Source organism: Companilactobacillus formosensis (assembly GCF_005405305.1).
GTDB lineage: Bacteria > Bacillota > Bacilli > Lactobacillales > Lactobacillaceae > Companilactobacillus > Companilactobacillus formosensis.
This window is the reverse complement of sequence record NZ_BJDU01000001.1, coordinates 173,184-189,751: the sequence shown is the minus strand read 5'-3', so window position 1 is coordinate 189,751 and position 16,568 is coordinate 173,184. Positions and strand designations below refer to the sequence as shown.

The 16,568-nt window shown below is 34.9% G+C and carries 14 protein-coding genes; 5 read left to right on the top strand and 9 right to left on the bottom strand.

The window, feature by feature from the left end:
• Positions 1–408 precede the first annotated feature (408 nt).
• Positions 409–678 (bottom strand): 30S ribosomal protein S14, encoded by a 270-nt coding sequence (rpsN, locus tag FFM65_RS00890; RefSeq protein WP_010018385.1) that lies wholly within the window; start codon positions 676–678, stop codon positions 409–411.
• A 307-nt stretch (positions 679–985) separates the two neighbouring features.
• Between rpsN and FFM65_RS00885 the strand changes: the two genes are divergently transcribed.
• From FFM65_RS00885 to FFM65_RS00875, 3 genes are all read left to right on the top strand, one after another.
• On the top strand, positions 986–1,804 hold the full coding sequence (locus tag FFM65_RS00885; protein ID WP_119317227.1) for a WxL domain-containing protein: 819 nt from the start codon (positions 986–988) through the stop codon (positions 1,802–1,804).
• 152 nt (positions 1,805–1,956) lie between these two features.
• Positions 1,957–3,033, top strand: a complete 1,077-nt coding sequence (locus tag FFM65_RS00880; RefSeq protein ID WP_119317226.1) for a GDSL-type esterase/lipase family protein — start codon at positions 1,957–1,959, stop codon at positions 3,031–3,033.
• A 147-nt stretch (positions 3,034–3,180) separates the two neighbouring features.
• Entirely contained in the window at positions 3,181–3,903 is a 723-nt protein-coding gene (locus FFM65_RS00875; RefSeq protein WP_119317225.1) for a UTRA domain-containing protein, read from the top strand.
• A gap of 32 nt (positions 3,904–3,935) precedes the next feature.
• On the opposite strand, the gene FFM65_RS00870 is transcribed toward FFM65_RS00875, so the two are convergent.
• The 5 genes from FFM65_RS00870 to FFM65_RS00850 all read right to left on the bottom strand — a co-directional run bounded on the left by FFM65_RS00870 (position 3,936) and on the right by FFM65_RS00850 (position 10,664).
• Positions 3,936–4,667, bottom strand: a complete 732-nt coding sequence (locus tag FFM65_RS00870; protein ID WP_119317224.1) for a GntR family transcriptional regulator — start codon at positions 4,665–4,667, stop codon at positions 3,936–3,938.
• 178 nt (positions 4,668–4,845) lie between these two features.
• Positions 4,846–6,492: an alpha,alpha-phosphotrehalase gene (locus FFM65_RS00865; RefSeq protein ID WP_119317223.1), complete on the bottom strand. Its 1,647-nt coding sequence runs from the start codon at positions 6,490–6,492 to the stop codon at positions 4,846–4,848.
• Between the two features lie 164 nt (positions 6,493–6,656).
• Entirely contained in the window at positions 6,657–8,387 is a 1,731-nt protein-coding gene (locus FFM65_RS00860) for an ABC transporter ATP-binding protein (protein ID WP_119317222.1), read from the bottom strand.
• Positions 8,384–10,150 (bottom strand): ABC transporter ATP-binding protein, encoded by a 1,767-nt coding sequence (locus FFM65_RS00855; RefSeq protein WP_119317221.1) that lies wholly within the window; start codon positions 10,148–10,150, stop codon positions 8,384–8,386. The genes FFM65_RS00860 and FFM65_RS00855 overlap by 4 nt, the downstream gene beginning before the upstream one ends.
• A 46-nt stretch (positions 10,151–10,196) precedes the next feature.
• The gene (locus FFM65_RS00850; protein ID WP_162897867.1) at positions 10,197–10,664 is read right to left on the bottom strand and encodes a MarR family winged helix-turn-helix transcriptional regulator; all 468 of its coding nucleotides are present in this window, start codon (positions 10,662–10,664) and stop codon (positions 10,197–10,199) included.
• Between the two features lie 143 nt (positions 10,665–10,807).
• Between FFM65_RS00850 and FFM65_RS00845 the strand changes: the two genes are divergently transcribed.
• Entirely contained in the window at positions 10,808–11,350 is a 543-nt protein-coding gene (locus FFM65_RS00845) for a GNAT family N-acetyltransferase (protein WP_119317219.1), read from the top strand.
• 46 nt (positions 11,351–11,396) lie between these two features.
• Here the strand turns inward: FFM65_RS00845 and FFM65_RS00840 are convergent, their stop codons facing one another.
• Positions 11,397–12,080, bottom strand: a complete 684-nt coding sequence (locus FFM65_RS00840; protein ID WP_119317218.1) for a GTP pyrophosphokinase — start codon at positions 12,078–12,080, stop codon at positions 11,397–11,399.
• Positions 12,081–12,129: 49 nt separating this feature from the next.
• Entirely contained in the window at positions 12,130–13,362 is a 1,233-nt protein-coding gene (codA, locus tag FFM65_RS00835) for a cytosine deaminase (RefSeq protein WP_119317217.1), read from the bottom strand.
• A 205-nt stretch (positions 13,363–13,567) separates the two neighbouring features.
• On the opposite strand from codA, the gene FFM65_RS00830 reads away from it, so the two are divergent.
• The gene (locus tag FFM65_RS00830; RefSeq protein ID WP_119317216.1) at positions 13,568–14,920 is read left to right on the top strand and encodes a cytosine permease; all 1,353 of its coding nucleotides are present in this window, start codon (positions 13,568–13,570) and stop codon (positions 14,918–14,920) included.
• Positions 14,921–15,102: 182 nt separating this feature from the next.
• Here FFM65_RS00830 and FFM65_RS00825 read toward each other — a convergent pair whose 3' ends face one another.
• Positions 15,103–16,518 (bottom strand): MFS transporter, encoded by a 1,416-nt coding sequence (locus tag FFM65_RS00825; protein WP_119317215.1) that lies wholly within the window; start codon positions 16,516–16,518, stop codon positions 15,103–15,105.
• Positions 16,519–16,568: the final 50 nt, after the last annotated feature.

Genomic DNA, 16,568 nt, shown 5'->3' with positions numbered 1-16,568 from the left:
CTATTTCGTTGCGGGTTTTCGTCGCTTCTGTTTAAACAAATTAATTATAATTTATTAATAATTGCATTTCAAAATATACGCTCTGTAGTTTTGCATTTTGACTATTTCATTTAGCAAAACCTCGTGTGGCGAACTTCCCAACAACCGTTTTTCATTATTATCCGCGAGTTTTCAAAAGTAAATAAATGCTTGATACAATGACCAAAGTGTTAGTCTCATGTGACATTTTTGTAAGATAAAACGTTTTCTTAATGACGATATTGTTAGGCAGTTATTTCCTATCAATATCTTTAATAATTAAATTAATAGATGATTATGTTTGAGAGCATTAAAAAAGACCTCACCAGAATTTGTCATTCTAATAAGGTCCTTCTTCTATTTTTAAATCAATTTAGACAAAGCTTACTATTACCAGCTAGCTTTTCTCACACCGGGAATTTTACCTTCATGAGCTAACTTACGAAAAGTTAATCTAGACATACCAAATTTTCTCAAGTATGCATGTGGACGACCATCATATTGATCACGAGAATGCATTCTAACAGGTGATGCATCCCTTGGTAATTCGCTTAATCCTTGATAGTCATGAGCTGCCTTCAATTGTTTACGCAAACTAGCATAATGAGCAACTGTCTCCTGTAATCTTTTTTCACGTTCAATTTTAGCTTTACGAGCCATATCTTACCTAACCTCTTTTTTTTGTTTGTTAGGAAGTCATTACTAGTGATTTCTTTCTTCATCTCAAACTTATCAGTAAAGACAAAGACTATCAAATAATTTGTTCGAAAGCAATTTATAAGTCTCAGTAAAAATATTTTTCAAATACTGGCAAACTAAAATAATAGTTCGTAAAAATTAATCTTGTTTCAGTTTAGATAAAAAACATTTATGAATTACGATACAAACCGTATGATTTATTTTGCTAAACTTTAGACATGGTATAGGTGCGTTTTGAAACCTAAATAAAAAGTTAGGGGGACAAATGATGAAATGGTTTAAAAATGTCGTTCGTTTATTGCTACTAGTCAGCCTTAGTCTATCTCTGTCTCCTTTAACCACAGCTCAAGCAGCAACGAAGGCACTTCAAGTTCAAAACGATACCAATTCAATTACAACAACTTACAATGCTTTGCCCGAATCAGAGTCAACTGCAGTAGCAGAATCAGACACTACAACTTCTGATAGTACGACTGGTGATGGCAATACTACTGCTCAATCAAATGTTAGTGTCACTGTACTTTCTGGAATTTTAACTTTGGAAGCGGTACCTAACTTCAATTTTGGTTCATTGATGGCTAACTCAACTGGTAAATTAAAGAGCAACACTACTGACACAACTGGTTTTACTGATGGATCCACGGCTGGTATCGACGGTAACGACGACGGACTTTTGGAAGTTATTGATTCACGTAATATGACTAGCGACATGCCTGGCTTTACTTTGACAGCTTCTATGGGTCCGCTCAAAACAATTGATACCGATACTTCAGCTGACTTAGATGCCATTCTTTATTTAAGTGCTATTCCACTATTGAACGGCAACCAACAAAATATTTCCAATAGTTCAAAAGATTTATCTACTCAAGCTGCAACAATTGACAGTACTAAACAAGATGCTCCTGCAACTGTTATGAATCTTGAAAAAGGCAGTTATAATGCTGGTATCGTCAGTGCCAAATTCAATACACCTGATTCAGCAAAATTACATGTTGGTGGTACTAATGATGGAACTGAACAATCAGCTAAGAAGAGAAACGCCGTAATCACTTGGACTTTAAGTGCTAAGCCTAGCGTAACTCAATAATTATTCTCTTATTTACCATAGGATCTTTAATTAGATTCTATGGATTTTTTTGCAAAAATTTTATTATTTTTTGTATTTTTCTTAAGTTTAAACTGTTTAAACATGCTATCATATTAGTAGAGAATAATTTATCACTTAAAGAAGGCATAAAAATGATTATTACGACGACGTGGAAACATAATTTTACTAATTATGACAATTTAACTGAGGTTAACCGAACTCAATTTCAACATCTACAAATTTTTCAACCTTTAGCAACTAAAAAAATTCGTTTTCAATTAAATAATCTTTACGATGAAACGCCACTTGTAATCACACACATGAAAATTTATGATTCAGAGTCTCACAAAATTCCCGTAACACTGAATAATAAGACTAGCTTTCAAATTGAACCTCGCTTAATTCAATGGTCAGATTGGATTGATATTGACTTACCTTCTAACACATTCTTGTCAGTCGATATCACTTCACCTAAAATTACGATCCATTCAGTTGGCCTAACTATTTCTAACGATTTAGTCAAAACCAAGATCAATCATCCTCAAATGCCTAAATACTTTTTTGGAATATCAGCTATCCAAATCCAGACTGATCGGACTTATGAGAAAATAGCATTCTTTGGTGATTCTCTAACTAATCAAGGTAATTTCTCTGCACCCCTAGCAAAAGATTTAGAACAGAATTTTCATATTATGACAGGTAATTTTGGGATATCAGGCAACCGGCTTTTACATCAAGGGAACAGTACTTCTGAGTGGTCCACTAGTTTTGGCGAAGCTGGCTTCACTCGCTTTGATCATATGTTGGCTAATTTTCAACCCAATATTGTTGTCTTTATGGAAGGTATCAATGATCTACTACACCCCGGTACTGGTACTCCCATTAGCGAATTACCTACTTCTCGTGCAGTTGTTACAGCAATTCATCTTTTAAAGGCTAAATGTAAGAAACACGATGCAACTTTTGTACCAATGACGATAACACCCGCTTACGGCAATATGAATGACAATTTACCTGGATGGAATGATAAAAAAGAACAATTGCGTTTGACAATCAATCGTGAACTACTGAAGATGCCACACATCATTGACCTATCAACTCTCGTCAGCGAGAACCATCACCTTAAACCAGAATTCGATTGTGGAGATCATGTTCATTTTTCTAGCGATGGTGGCAAAATCGTTGCCAACTATATTAAAGAACAGCTGATTAGAAAAAAAATGATTTAATTATTCCCGAAATTTCTATTAATATTAAATTTTGGAATATAGCAATATACATAAATGTACTATTTCTTGCAATATCGTATTTAAATCATTTTCAATATAATATATTATTAATAGTATATATTGATCAATTGTATTGGAGCGTTATAAATGGCTGAGACTACTAACAAAGATATTTACCAAGAACTTAAACAACGTGTAATCAATGGAAAATATAATATAAAAATGCGTTTACCCACTGAGGAATCATTAATTGCGGAATTTAATGCTAGTCGTTATGCTATCCGCAAGGCAATCAAACAACTTTCTGATGAAGGACTAGTATACAGCGTCAAGGGAAAGGGTGTTGTTGTCCTGGAGCAAACACCCAAAACTCAAGAAATCAACTTGAGCCTTCGTGATATTAATAGTTTACAAAACTTGAACAAAGCAGAAGATATTAAACGAGCAACGATCATCGCCGATTTTCAACAAATAATCGTGGATGAAAAACTCAGTCATAAAACTTCTTTTGCCGTAGGTATTCCGGTGTATGCAATCAAACGTGTACGTCGAATCAACAATAAAAATGCTGTTTTGGATTTGAACTATTTCAATGCGCAAATCGTTCCTGGCATCACTGCAGAAATTGCTAAAGATTCCATTTATTCTTATATTAAAGATGATATGAAGATGAAAATTGCTGTCGTCAAACGTCAATTAAGAATCGAACATGCTGAACAAGTCGATTATGAGAATTTGAACCTTGGTATCAACAATTGTGTCGGTAACATGGTTAGTTTTGCTTTTAATGACGATGGTAAGCAATTCGAATATACAGAATCACATTTTATTCCTGACAACTTTATTTTTAATCAAATCATTAAATTCTAAAAAAAAAGCCGACCATTTTTGGTCGACTTTTTTTAATATGATTCAAATCCCACTAATGAGAAATGATCTGGCACGTATTTAGTTTCAGTACATTCGAATAAATTACCCAAATCGGTGTAAACATATTTCTTTAAAGCACCTACGCAGTTGGCTTTTTTAAGATTTAAAACGTCAGCTTCTTTTTGAGTTACTGTTTCAACTGTAGCGACTGAACGTGCTGCCGCAATTTTAAATAATTTTTCATCACGAATATATTGATAAATCGAATTTTGAGCATTCTCAATCGTTAAATTAGGCATGTTTTCTTGTCTGAAATAACTTGTATCCATAGCCATAGCTTTACCATTAACTAAACGTAAACGTTCAACATAGTAAGCCATATCTCCAATTGTAAAAGAAGTATGCTTTGACAATTCATCATCGATTTCAACTTCTTCAAATTTCAAAACCTTGGTACTCAATTTTTTAATGAACTTATTCTGAGGAAAACTCATCAAATCTTGGAATCCATAGTGGTTAGCTGCTGAGAAAATCACTCGGTTATCCACAATCGGTTCCAAAACAACTACTCCGCGACCTTTTACTGTATAAACTAGACCATCAGATTGAAGCTTTTTCAGTGCTCTTCTAATTGTATTTCTAGTTACGCTAAAACGTTGTGATAAATCTTCTTCACCTGGCAAAATTGTCTTAGGTGGATAAACATTACTATCAATTTCGCCTTTTAATATATGATAAATATCTGAATATAAGTTCTTTGGCATTTTTTTCTCCTCAATTTCGGTAGTGCAAAATTTGAAATACCCTCTCTAATCGAGCTTTTTTTAATTAGGTTAATATCATATGCCGTCGTTCGTTCGGCTTTGTGGATGCTGGAACGTACTGAGCATCCACAAAGCTGTCACTACTGACTAGATAAGGTTTAAAAAGAATCCTAATTAATTATTTTTCCAACATGACTGATTCATATGGTCGTAAAGTTACTGTTCCTTTGTTTAACTTGATTCCCTCATAATTACCAAGCAACAAATCAAAACCATTCGCAATTTTTCTTTCTTGCATTTGATCAGTGAAATTAGCCATTACTAAAATTTTACCCTTATTATTAATTCTTTCATAGCTATAAACACTATTATCTTGCGAATTTAATAATTTATATTGTCCATTTATGAGAATCTGTTTGTGTTTACGTAGGAAAATCAATGCACGATAAAAATCAAAAACGTTATTTTTCATTTTTAAGACTTTTTCGACTGAATAGTCATCTTGGTGTAGTGGTTTTAACCACGGTTGGCCAGTTGTAAACCCATAATTTAATTTAGAATTCCATTGCATTGGCAAACGCGCATTTTCACGTGATTTTTGTTGCAAGATTTTAATGGCTTTTTCCTTAGCAACACCATTTTTTATCAATTCATTGTAAGCATTGATTGATTCATGATCATTATATTGTTTAATGTCAGTGAAATAAGCATTCTTCATCGCAATTTCGTCACCTTGATAAATATAAGGCGTTCCTTGCAACCCAAATTCAACCATTGCTAACAATTTGGCCGATTGATCACGATATTTTGTATCATTGGTAAATCTTGAAATAGCACGTGGTTGATCATGGTTATTCCAGAACAATGCATTCCAACCACCATGAGCACTCATTTTCACTTGCCAGTCACTCAAGATCCTCGTTAAATCAGACAATTTGTATTGCCCAAGTGTCCATTTATTCCCATTAGTATAATCGACTTTGACATGATGGAAAGTAAAGGCCATTGAGAGTTCTTGACGATCTGGATTAGTGTACTTGATTGCCTCAGAAATAGGCGTTGAAGACAATTCTCCAACCGTCACAAAATTATTAGGTCCAAAGACCTTTTCATACATTTCGTGGATGTATTCGTGCACATGTGGACCATTGGTATAGAAGTTACGTCCGTCGTCTAGAGGTGTAGCAAAAGTGTCATTAGGCATCTCTTTATCTTTAGAAATATTGTTGATAACATCCAGACGGAAACCATCGATTCCTTTGGCAGCCCAGTATTTCAACATTTTAAAAATCTTATTACGCAATTTTTCATTACGCCAATTTAAATCAGGCATCGTCACGTCATACAAGTGTAAATAATATTGGTCTAACTCTGGCACATACTTCCATGCACTACCACTAAATTTGGAAACCCAGTTATTAGGTTCATGTCCGTCGACTGGATCTTTCCAAATATAAAAATCATGATATGGATTATCTTTTGATTTCAAAGCTTCCTGGAACCAATGATTTTCATTTGAAGTGTGATTCAAGACCATATCCATAATAATTTTGATATTACGCTTATGAGCTTCATTCAATAAATTCTCAAAATCTTCCATTGTTCCAAAAACTGGATCAATTTGATAGTAATCTGCAATATCGTAGCCATTATCGTTACCTGGTGAACGATACATTGGAGTTAGCCAAATCAAACCGATTCCAAGCTTTTGTAAATAATCTAATCGAGAAATAATACCGTTGATATCACCGATACCATCCCCATTAGAATCTTGAAAACTGCGTGGATAAATCTGATACACAGTTTCTTTTTGCCATTCCCTCATTAATTAAAACTCCTCAGTATTTGAAATTTAAAAATGCACCTACTTAACGCCGTAATTTTATAATATGTTTATACACCTGTCAATGATTTAAATTATTTTCAAACATTTTTACATGCTAAAAAGGAGGCTCAAATTTTGATGGCCTCCTTTTTAGCATCTTTTTCTTATTTTGTGAATTGACTATTATACATATTGTTATAAAAACCATTTTTAGCCATCAATTCATCATGTGTTCCACGTTCAATTATTTCTCCGTTTTTAACTACCAAAATTAAGTCGGAGTTTTTGATTGTAGAAAGCCGATGAGCAATAACGAACGATGTACGTCCCTTCATCAATAGATCCATAGCTTTTTGAATTTGCTCTTCGGTTCTAGTATCAACTGAACTTGTTGCCTCATCTAAAATTAACATTGGTGCGTCTCTAATTAAAGCACGTGCAATAGTTAAGAGCTGCTTTTGTCCTACTGATAAACTAACTGAATCATCCAAAACTGTATCATAGCCATTTGGCAAAGTTTCGATAAAATGATCCAATCCTACAGCTTTAGTTGCAGCTTTTATTTGCTCGTCCGTCACATTCTTTTGATTGTAAATCAAATTATTTTTGACCGTATCATCGAATAACCAAGCTTCTTGTAAAACCATATCAAATTGATTACGAACTTCCGAACGCTTCATGTCGGTTATATCAATACCATCAATTTTTATTTTACCCTGATTCATATCATAAAAACGCATTAATAAATTGACCGTTGTTGTTTTCCCTGATCCTGTGGGACCAACGATTGCAACCTTTTGACCAGCCTGAGCTTTTAACGAGAAATTCTTTAAAATCTTTTGTCCAGGTAAATATCCAAATTCAACATCATCGAATTCAACGTTGCCTTTGGTTCCGGAAATAGTTTGATAATTCCTTCTATCTTCAACAACTTCATCTTCTGATAAAAAGTCAAAAACTCGTTTCATTGCGGCTTGAGCTAACTGCAAACTAGAGAATGCTTGCGTAATTTGGGATAGTGGTTGTGTAAACAAACGTACATAAATCATAAAAGCTACGATTACACCAATAGTAGTATGTCCATTTAAAACCAAAATAGCACCAACGACACTGACCATGACATATCCAAAATTACCAATGAAATTCATCAAAGGTTGCATAATTCCGGATAAGAATTGAGATTTCCAAACGTTATCTTGTAATTCATTGTTCATCTGATCGAAATTATATTTGGCTTCATCCGTGTAGTTATATGTATTTACAACATCATGACCACTATAGATTTCTTCGATATAACCAGAAACATCAGCTAATTTATTTTGTTGATTATAAAAGTATTTTTGTGATTTAGATATCAAAATAATCGTTAAAATAAAACCAATTAATACTGATAAAACAGCTGTAAAGCCCAAAGTAACATTTGTGGCGAACATCATAACGATACTACCAATCAACAAAGTAACGGCCGAAACTAAAATACCCAAACTTTGATTAAGCGACTGTCCTACAGTATCCAAATCGTTAGTAACTCGACTTAAAGTATCACCTTCATTGTGTGTATCAAAGTATTGCAACGGCAATTTATTAATTTTTTCTGTGATTTTAGAACGTAATTTTTGGGTAAATTTTTGGGTGATTGTTGCCATAATGAAGCCTTGACCATAAGACAAAATTGCTGCAACAACATAAATCACGCCTAAAATCACTACAATATGCATTACTTGAGTCAAATCAATTTTGCCAAATAACCCCTTACTGATTAAATCGGTAATACTACTTAGTTTGCTTGGCCCGATGATGGTGAAGATACTTCCAGCCATCGCAAAAACAAAAGCTATTATTAATGGAACTAAATATTCTGATCCATATTTTTTGATACCATTAACTATTTTCATTCAGCAAGCTCCTCCTTTGATAATTGTGAATAGGCAATCTCTTGATATACCTTGTTATCCTTCAATAATTCTTTATGCGTTCCTTGACCAGCAACTCGTCCATTATCAAGAACAATTATTAAATCAGCATCCATAATGGTACTAATTCGTTGTGCAACAATGATTTTGGTCGTTTGAGCGGCGTTTTCTTTTAATTGATTACGTAATTTTTTGTCAGTTTCATAATCCAGAGCGGAAAAGGAATCATCGAATAACAAAATTTCTGGTTTTCTAGCTATAGCTCTTGCAATCGCCAAACGTTGTTTTTGACCACCAGAGAAATTATCCCCATGTTGAGCCACTTTAGCATCCAATTGACCTTCTTTTTGTTCAACAAAATCTTTTGATTGAGCAATATCTAAGGCATCAAAAAGATCACTATCGGATTTTTCATTAGTATTATCCGTTGAACCAAAGGCAAGATTAGAACGAATCGTACCACTAAACAGAACTGCTTTTTGTGGAATATATCCAACTTTATTGTTCAGATCTTTTTCAGAATAGTCTTTAACATCAACTCCATCGATTGCAACCGAGCCTTCTGTCGTATCATACAATCTGGGAATTAAATTCATAGCTGTAGATTTACCACTACCTGTTGAACCGATAAAAGCAACCGTCTGACCAGTCTTAGCTTTAAAACTCAAATCGTGAATCGCATCCACTTCAGCTCCTGGATAGCGGAAACTAACGTTATTAAATTCTAGAATTCCTTTACCAGTAGTAGATTTTGTAGTAGTTTCTTGATGTTTAATTGATGGTTCAACGTCTAAAACTTCATTGATTCTTCCTACGGATACAGTTACACGAGGTAATAAAATAAAAATAATCGACAACAATAAAAATCCTAAAATCACTTGCATAGCATACGATGAGAAAACAATCATATTACTAAATAGTGTCAATCGAGTACTTCCAACCGTAGCTTGATTAATGATAATTGCTCCAATAGCATAAACCGCCAAAGTCAAGGTGCTAGAAATAAAACTCATTCCAGGATTCATTAACGCTAAAACGCGATTAGCAAATAAATTTGTATCAGTTAAATCCTTATTTGCCTTGTTAAATTTTTGATTTTGATAGTCTTCGGCATTGTAAGCATGAACAACTCTAATTCCTGAAAGATTTTCACGAGTAACTAAATTTAATCGATCAGTTAAACTTTGAATCTTTTTAAATCTTGGCTGTACCATTAAGAGAATAAAGGTCAACATTGCAATCAAAACAACCACGGCGATTGCTGTAGCACTAGTCCACTGCCAACCTTTGTTTGCAATCTTGGTAATTGCCCAAATAGCAGTAATTGGGGCCTTGATAATGACTTGCAGACCCATTGCAATAAACTGTTGTAATTGCGTTAAATCGTTTGTTGAGCGCGTTAGTAAACTTGAAACAGAAAATTTCTTAATGTCATGAGTTGAATAATCCATAACTTGATCAAAAATATTTTTCCGTAGTCGTGCTGTAAATCCTGCTGCTACATGTGCAGCAAAATACCCAACAATAATTGAGGCAATTACACTTAGGACTGATAATAAAATCATCATCATACCCGGCTGTAAAATTTGATTAACGGTTGTTCCTCGTTGTTCCAATCGTTGTGTAATCGTTGACATATAACTTGGTATTTCCAATTCCAACCATACTTGTAAAATAATAAAGATTAAGCTAATGCCAATCATGCTATATTCTTTTTTATTCAATTTTTTAAATAATTTAAGCATTTAGTCCTCCTCTAGTTCGCATACGAACTATTATCTCAAAAAAAAGCTATTTAGTATTCTCTTTAATTTGTTTCAACACTTTAAAGAAAACATCTAAATCTTTTTCATCGATTCCTTGTCGTAATTTTTTTTCTGTTCGTGCAGCATTTTTGTCAATTTCGTACATAATATCCAAAGCATGACTTGTTAGATGTAAACACTTGACCCGTGCATCATTTGCTGATGGAGTCGAATAAATCAGTCCATTCTTCACCATTCGTTTAACTAAGCCACTAGCCGTTGACCTACTAATAAACATGCCCTTTTCAATATCCTTTTGGATAACTTGTTGGTCTTTATTTTTGTACAAAAAACCAACTGCCATTCCTTGCAAACGGGATACCCGATCGGTGGCATCTTTATCTTCAAACGGTCTGCCACCACGTCTCTGTTGATCAGACTGAATATATCGAGAAATATGTAATGATAAATCTCTAACATTAAAAACAATCATTGTTTTTGGATCAAGCATCATAATCATCCTCCGTTTGTTCGTATGCGAACTATAATAATATTTTATTTTTATAAAGTCAACAATTTTTTCGAAATAAAATAGTTTACAGACGCTAAATAATAGTTTATTATTCTAATTCTAATTGAGGATTTGGAGAAAAAAAGATGCGTCAAATTACAACAGAGAGATTACTTATTCGTCCGTTTCAAATTGAGGACTTTAACGACTTACAAGCTATCTTGTACGATCCTTTGGTAGTTAGATACACTAGGTATCGCAATGTTCAAGCCGAGAATAATTTTGCTGAACTTTTTAACTCTCATTTTCTAGGATCAATCTATTCTTTTGGTATCGAAACTAAAGATACCCACCAACTAATTGGCTTTTACGAATTCCATCCCGAAGGCTACAGTGCCTTACTAACTTATGCTCTAGCTCAAAGTGCTTGGGGCAAAGGATTCGTTGCGGAAGTTGGCAAAATTATGATGGCTTATGGATTCGAAGATTTAAACTTCGAACGAATTGAAGCTCACTATGCCAGTCTCAATCCAAGATCTGGCCGAGTAATGGAAAAAATGGGCATGACTGATTTAGGTTCCATTGGCACCTCCCCTTCACCGCACACTGGAGAAGTCAGAACTGTCATGGCTTACGAACTGACCAAAGAAAATTGGCTACTAAATAATGCACCCGAGCAGGCTGTGTAAAAAGGACCTTAATTCGCTACTATCAGTGAACTAAGGCCCTTTTTTTTTAGATTAAATTCTGATGTATATCTTGCATACCACGCTCAATTTTTTCTAATTCATCCGCATATCCTTGTAATCGGTCACCGTATTGATCAACTAATTTTTTATCGACATTGGTCTTATAGCGCAACTTATGTTCCAAACTAGCCCACATGTCCATGCCAACGGTTCTAATTTGAATCTCGACCGGAACATCAATTGGTCCTTCGGCTTGGAAAACTGGTACTTTAACAACAATGTGCAAACTACGATAACCACTAGCTTTCGGATGCTTAACATAATCTTTTCGGCGTAATAAAGTCACATCCGACTGTTTCGTTAACATTTTTTCAATTTTGTAAATATCATCGACATAATTTGTAATCACCCGGATACCGGCAATATCAAAAATATTTTTCTCAATACTCCCAACTGTTAATTCATAACCCTTACGCTCAGCTTTTTGTAAAAGACTTTGCATATCTTTCATCCTAGATTCCATGTGGTGAATTGGATTGTAATCGTAATTTACTTGAAATTCTGAATCAAGATTTTCTAATTTGGTACTGATTTCTTTTTGGCCGGCTTGATAAAGTTGAAACATTTTAATCATCTTTGATAATTCATCAATATCAGGACGATTTTTTAAACCACCCAATTGTGATTGTAACTTACGTAGATTAATAACATTTGGTCTTTCTAATATCATAATTCCATCCTTACAAAAAAAGACAGCTCACTGGCTGCCCCTATAATTGTTAAATATATAATTCTGTTTCAGCAGGCTTCGTTTTACCGATAACTTTTCCATTGTGAACCGACAATAAGACTGCAGCTCGTTTATTGATAGCATCATAGAAGTTGTGAGCATCCAATAAGACAAAGTTAGCTGGTTTGCCAACTTCAATTCCGTATTGATCCTCAACTTGTAAAGCCCGAGCACTGTTTAAAGTAATAAACTTATATGAGTCCATAATTTGTTGATGTCCCATCATTTGCGTAGCGTGCAATCCTTCAGCTAAAACATCAAACATATTGCCGTTACCCATTGGATACCAAGGATCCTTGATGTCGTCTTCACCAAAAGCAACATTGATGCCTTCTTCAGTTAATTCTTTTACACGAGTCAAACCACGGCGCTTAGGATAAGTATCGAAACGTCCACCTAAGTACATGTTTACCAAAGGATTAGAGATAAAGTTCATGTTTGACATCTTCAACAAGCGCATCAATTTGTACATGTAAGCATCATTATATGAACCCATAGCGGTCGTATGTGAAGCTGTTACACGTTGACCCATACCACTTTCATACGCTAAAGTTGCTAGAGTCTCTAGACTTCTAGAACTAGGATCATCAATTTCATCAGTATGTGCATCGAACAACAAGTCATTTTTTTGTGCCAAATCAAAGGCAAAACGTAACGATTCAACTGAATATTCACGATTAAACTCATAATGTGGAATAGCTCCGACTACATCAACACCCAAATCAACTGCTTTTTGCATTAATTCCTTACCATTTGGATAAGAAAGAATTCCTTCTTGTGGAAAAGCAACTAATTGCAAAGTCATCCAGTCTTTAACACTTTCACGCACATCAATCAAAGCCTTAAGAGCTTTTAGACTAGGATCAGTTACATCAACGTGAGAACGAACAAACTGGATTCCGTGACTAGCTTGCATCTTCAAAGCTAAAATGGCACGTTTTTTAACATCTTGATAAGTTAATGATTTCTTACGTTCAGTCCAAATACGAATTCCATCAAATAAAGTTCCATTTTCATTCCATTCTGGTTGACCGGCTGTCAGTGTTGAATCAAGGTGAACATGGGGATCAATAAATGGAGGTAAAACTAATTTTTCGTGACCAACGATTACTTCTTCACCATCTTTTGGCGTCAAGTGGTCGGCAATCTCAGTAAACTTACCATCTTCAATTCTAATATCTTGAGCGGATTGATTTTGGATTCTGACTTGTTGTAATAACATCGAGATACACTCCTTTGAATTTTTGATATAGTATACAATTTATTAGTTGACATTGCCAAGTTCATAAACTAAACTGACAACAATATAAAAATCTTTTTAAAACAGTCCAGTGAGGCTGATAAGGGAGCGGTAAATAGTTAATTATTGAGGGAACTGCTCGGGTGCAGTCCCCTTTTTTACTGCTCTGATTATGGGGGTAACTAATATGAAAGAACATATTCAAGCAACAACACCAGATCAACGAGCTATGTCCAAATGGGATCTTTTTGCCACTTGGATCGGAGCTAACGCCAACAATGGAACTTGGTATATCGGTGGCGTTATCGCAGCTGTTGGACTCATCAAAGCATCAACTTTATTAGTAATCGTCGGTTCTTTATCCTATATTTTATTAGCTTTAGCTTCTTATATGGGATACAAAACCGGATTACCAGCTATGACTTTGACTAGACCATCATTTGGCGTCAAAGGCTCAATCTTGCCATCTTTAGTCAATGTCATTCAATTTATCGGATGGGCAGCCATCAATACTTTTATTGCCGCTACTTCGATTAGTTTTATCTTGAAAGACATCTTAGGCTGGAACAATTCAGCTTTCCACAATCAATTCAGCATTATCATTGGAATTGTCGTTATGTCCATTCTACATCTAATCAGTATTTCAGTCGGGGAAAAATCAGTAAAATGGATTGAACGTTTCGGAATTATTTTAGTAATTATCTTAGTAACTTGGGAATCCATCGTTGTTCTAAAAACCGTTCCTTTCCACGAAATCGTCAAATGGCAACCAGCTGCTAAATTCCAACTACCCAGCGGAAAAATCGTCGATATCTTGGCAGCTTTCAACTTAGCTTGGGTCACAGCTGCCGCCGATTTCAGCCGTTTTACCAAAGACAAACACGCCGCTACAACCGTTTCCTTCTTCGGCGCCAATATTGGTTTGTTCTGGTTTGCCTTTATCGGTTTGATTGCTACTATCGCTACAGCTATCACTATCAACAAATTCGACCCCAACAACGCTGATCCAAGTACAATTGCTGCCAAATTAGGCCTAGGAATCTTAGCCATGTTAGTCATTGTTATCACCAGTACCACTGCCAATGCGGTTAATTTAATGGCAGCCGGTTCAGCGATGACTAATATTTTCCACAAGCTCAAATTAACACCAGCTTTATGGATCGTTACCCTAGTCGCCACTGTCATGACCTTTATTCCCGTTTATGTGGCCAGTTTCTTAACTACCTTTGAAACTTTTCTAGACGGCATTGGAATGTTTCTAGGACCAGAAATTGCTATCTTCTTGGTTGACTTCTTCTTCATTAAGAAAAAAGACTATCAAGTCAAAGAACTTTCCAGACCTCAAGGTAAATATTGGTATACAAAAGGCGTCAACTTAATGGCAATCACCACTTGGGCAATTGGAGTCTTGAGTTATCTAGGATTGAATAAATTAGACTTCATCGTTCAAACAGTCGGTGCCACCTTCCCCGCTATGATTATCACCGCTATTCTTTATTACTTAGTTAGTGCTAGAACTAAAAAAATTAATACAATTTAAATTACGTAAAAAAGCATCCATTTGGAAAGTGTGCGCACACAACTCCGAATAGATGCTTTTGATTTGTTGATATTAAATAAAAATAGAATCACTATCTAGTCCGGAATAGCGAAGAAAATTGGCTCAGATGTGAAATTTTCTTCGCTATGGAGGACGGCATTATTTATGCAAAAATCAAAAAATTATTTACTACTACGGCGATGCCAAGCAAAAATTCCTATCAACAAAATAACACTGATTGCACAAGACAAACCAAAAGTAATATGCATCCCATCGATAAATAATTGTGGCTTACTTGGTATGTATGACTTAACTCGACTGCCATCTAAAATCGACATTGAACCGAATAATAACGTCGTTGACATAGCTGATCCAACTACCATTCCGACTGTTCTTGCCAAACTATAAACACTACCAGCAGAACCATAGTCTTTTTGCGAAACGTTACTCATAACCAACACATTGTTAGGTGAATGGAACAAACCATTACCCAATCCAGCTAAAGCAGCTCCGACAGCAAAAATTAACACTGTATTATTTAGTCCACTAATAACATAGAAGATTTGACCAAAACTAATGATTGCTAAACCAATCAAAGTAATCTTGAAGGGATCGTGTTTATCGGCCAAATTTCCCGAAATTGGTGCTACGAATAATTGTACAACTGGGAAAATCAGCAAGAAGAAACCACTAAACAACGGACTGAAATCACGAGCGTTTTGCAAGTAAAATGGTGCAATCACATCGAAAAAGAAGTCGATAATAAAGACCATAAAACAAGCTAATAACTGCATCGTAAACCACTTATTTTTGAACAAGTTGACTGGTAAAATTGGTTCATTTTGCTTAGTTTCATAACGATAGAGAATAATTAACAAAATCAATCCAACAATCGTCATAGTCAGAATGCGCCAGTCAGCCCACCCTAATTGTTGGCTCAATAAAATTCCAACAAACATACTAGTAAAACCAACTACCAATAAAACTGAGCCGGTTAAATCAAAACCTTGACTAGTATATTTTTGATCCAAATTACTAGGTAAATACTTAAATAATAGAATTATTGCAATAATACCGATTGGTACGTTTAACCAAAAGATAATGTGCCAAGGGAAGAAATTCAATAAAATTCCTCCGATACTAGGTCCGATGATTCCACCTAAAGAAACGAATGACCCCATCCAACCTAAGGCTTGTCCACGACGGCTATCTGGAAAGACTTCGACAATAATTCCGTTTGAGGTAGCCATTGTCATTGCTGCACCGATAGCTTGTAAACTTCTTGAAATTATCAAAGTTAACCAACTGACTGATAGAGCACATAATGCTGAACTGACGACAAATAATAAAGTTCCCCATTTGAAAAATTTGATTTTGCCATACTTATCACCAAGTTTTCCAAAGATCATTAAAGTACTACTCATTACGATCAGATACATCGTCACGACCCAATTGATCAGACTCATGTTAGTACTTAAAGCTTTGCTCAACACTGGTAGCGCCACGGTAACGATGCTACTATCTAAGGTAGACATAAAAATAACGATCCCAATTCCTATTAGGATCATCGTTAAGTTTTTATTCTTAATTTGTTCCATAATTACCCTCAATACTATATATTAATATATATAGTTTAATACATAGTATA

What these genes read in the sequence shown, in the direction of transcription:
- FFM65_RS00870 (WP_119317224.1), bottom strand. Translation starts at nt 4,667, where the DNA reads ATGCCAAAGAACTTATATTCAGATATTTATCATATATTAAAAGGCGAA.
- FFM65_RS00850 (WP_162897867.1), bottom strand. Translation starts at nt 10,664, where the DNA reads ATGATGCTTGATCCAAAAACAATGATTGTTTTTAATGTTAGAGATTTA.
- FFM65_RS00855 (WP_119317221.1), bottom strand. Translation starts at nt 10,150, where the DNA reads ATGCTTAAATTATTTAAAAAATTGAATAAAAAAGAATATAGCATGATT.
- FFM65_RS00830 (WP_119317216.1), top strand. Translation starts at nt 13,568, where the DNA reads ATGAAAGAACATATTCAAGCAACAACACCAGATCAACGAGCTATGTCC.
- FFM65_RS00840 (WP_119317218.1), bottom strand. Translation starts at nt 12,080, where the DNA reads ATGATATTAGAAAGACCAAATGTTATTAATCTACGTAAGTTACAATCA.
- codA (WP_119317217.1), bottom strand. Translation starts at nt 13,362, where the DNA reads ATGTTATTACAACAAGTCAGAATCCAAAATCAATCCGCTCAAGATATT.
- FFM65_RS00860 (WP_119317222.1), bottom strand. Translation starts at nt 8,387, where the DNA reads ATGAAAATAGTTAATGGTATCAAAAAATATGGATCAGAATATTTAGTT.
- FFM65_RS00865 (WP_119317223.1), bottom strand. Translation starts at nt 6,492, where the DNA reads ATGAGGGAATGGCAAAAAGAAACTGTGTATCAGATTTATCCACGCAGT.
- FFM65_RS00880 (WP_119317226.1), top strand. Translation starts at nt 1,957, where the DNA reads ATGATTATTACGACGACGTGGAAACATAATTTTACTAATTATGACAAT.
- FFM65_RS00825 (WP_119317215.1), bottom strand. Translation starts at nt 16,518, where the DNA reads ATGGAACAAATTAAGAATAAAAACTTAACGATGATCCTAATAGGAATT.
- FFM65_RS00875 (WP_119317225.1), top strand. Translation starts at nt 3,181, where the DNA reads ATGGCTGAGACTACTAACAAAGATATTTACCAAGAACTTAAACAACGT.
- FFM65_RS00885 (WP_119317227.1), top strand. Translation starts at nt 986, where the DNA reads ATGAAATGGTTTAAAAATGTCGTTCGTTTATTGCTACTAGTCAGCCTT.
- rpsN (WP_010018385.1), bottom strand. Translation starts at nt 678, where the DNA reads ATGGCTCGTAAAGCTAAAATTGAACGTGAAAAAAGATTACAGGAGACA.
- FFM65_RS00845 (WP_119317219.1), top strand. Translation starts at nt 10,808, where the DNA reads ATGCGTCAAATTACAACAGAGAGATTACTTATTCGTCCGTTTCAAATT.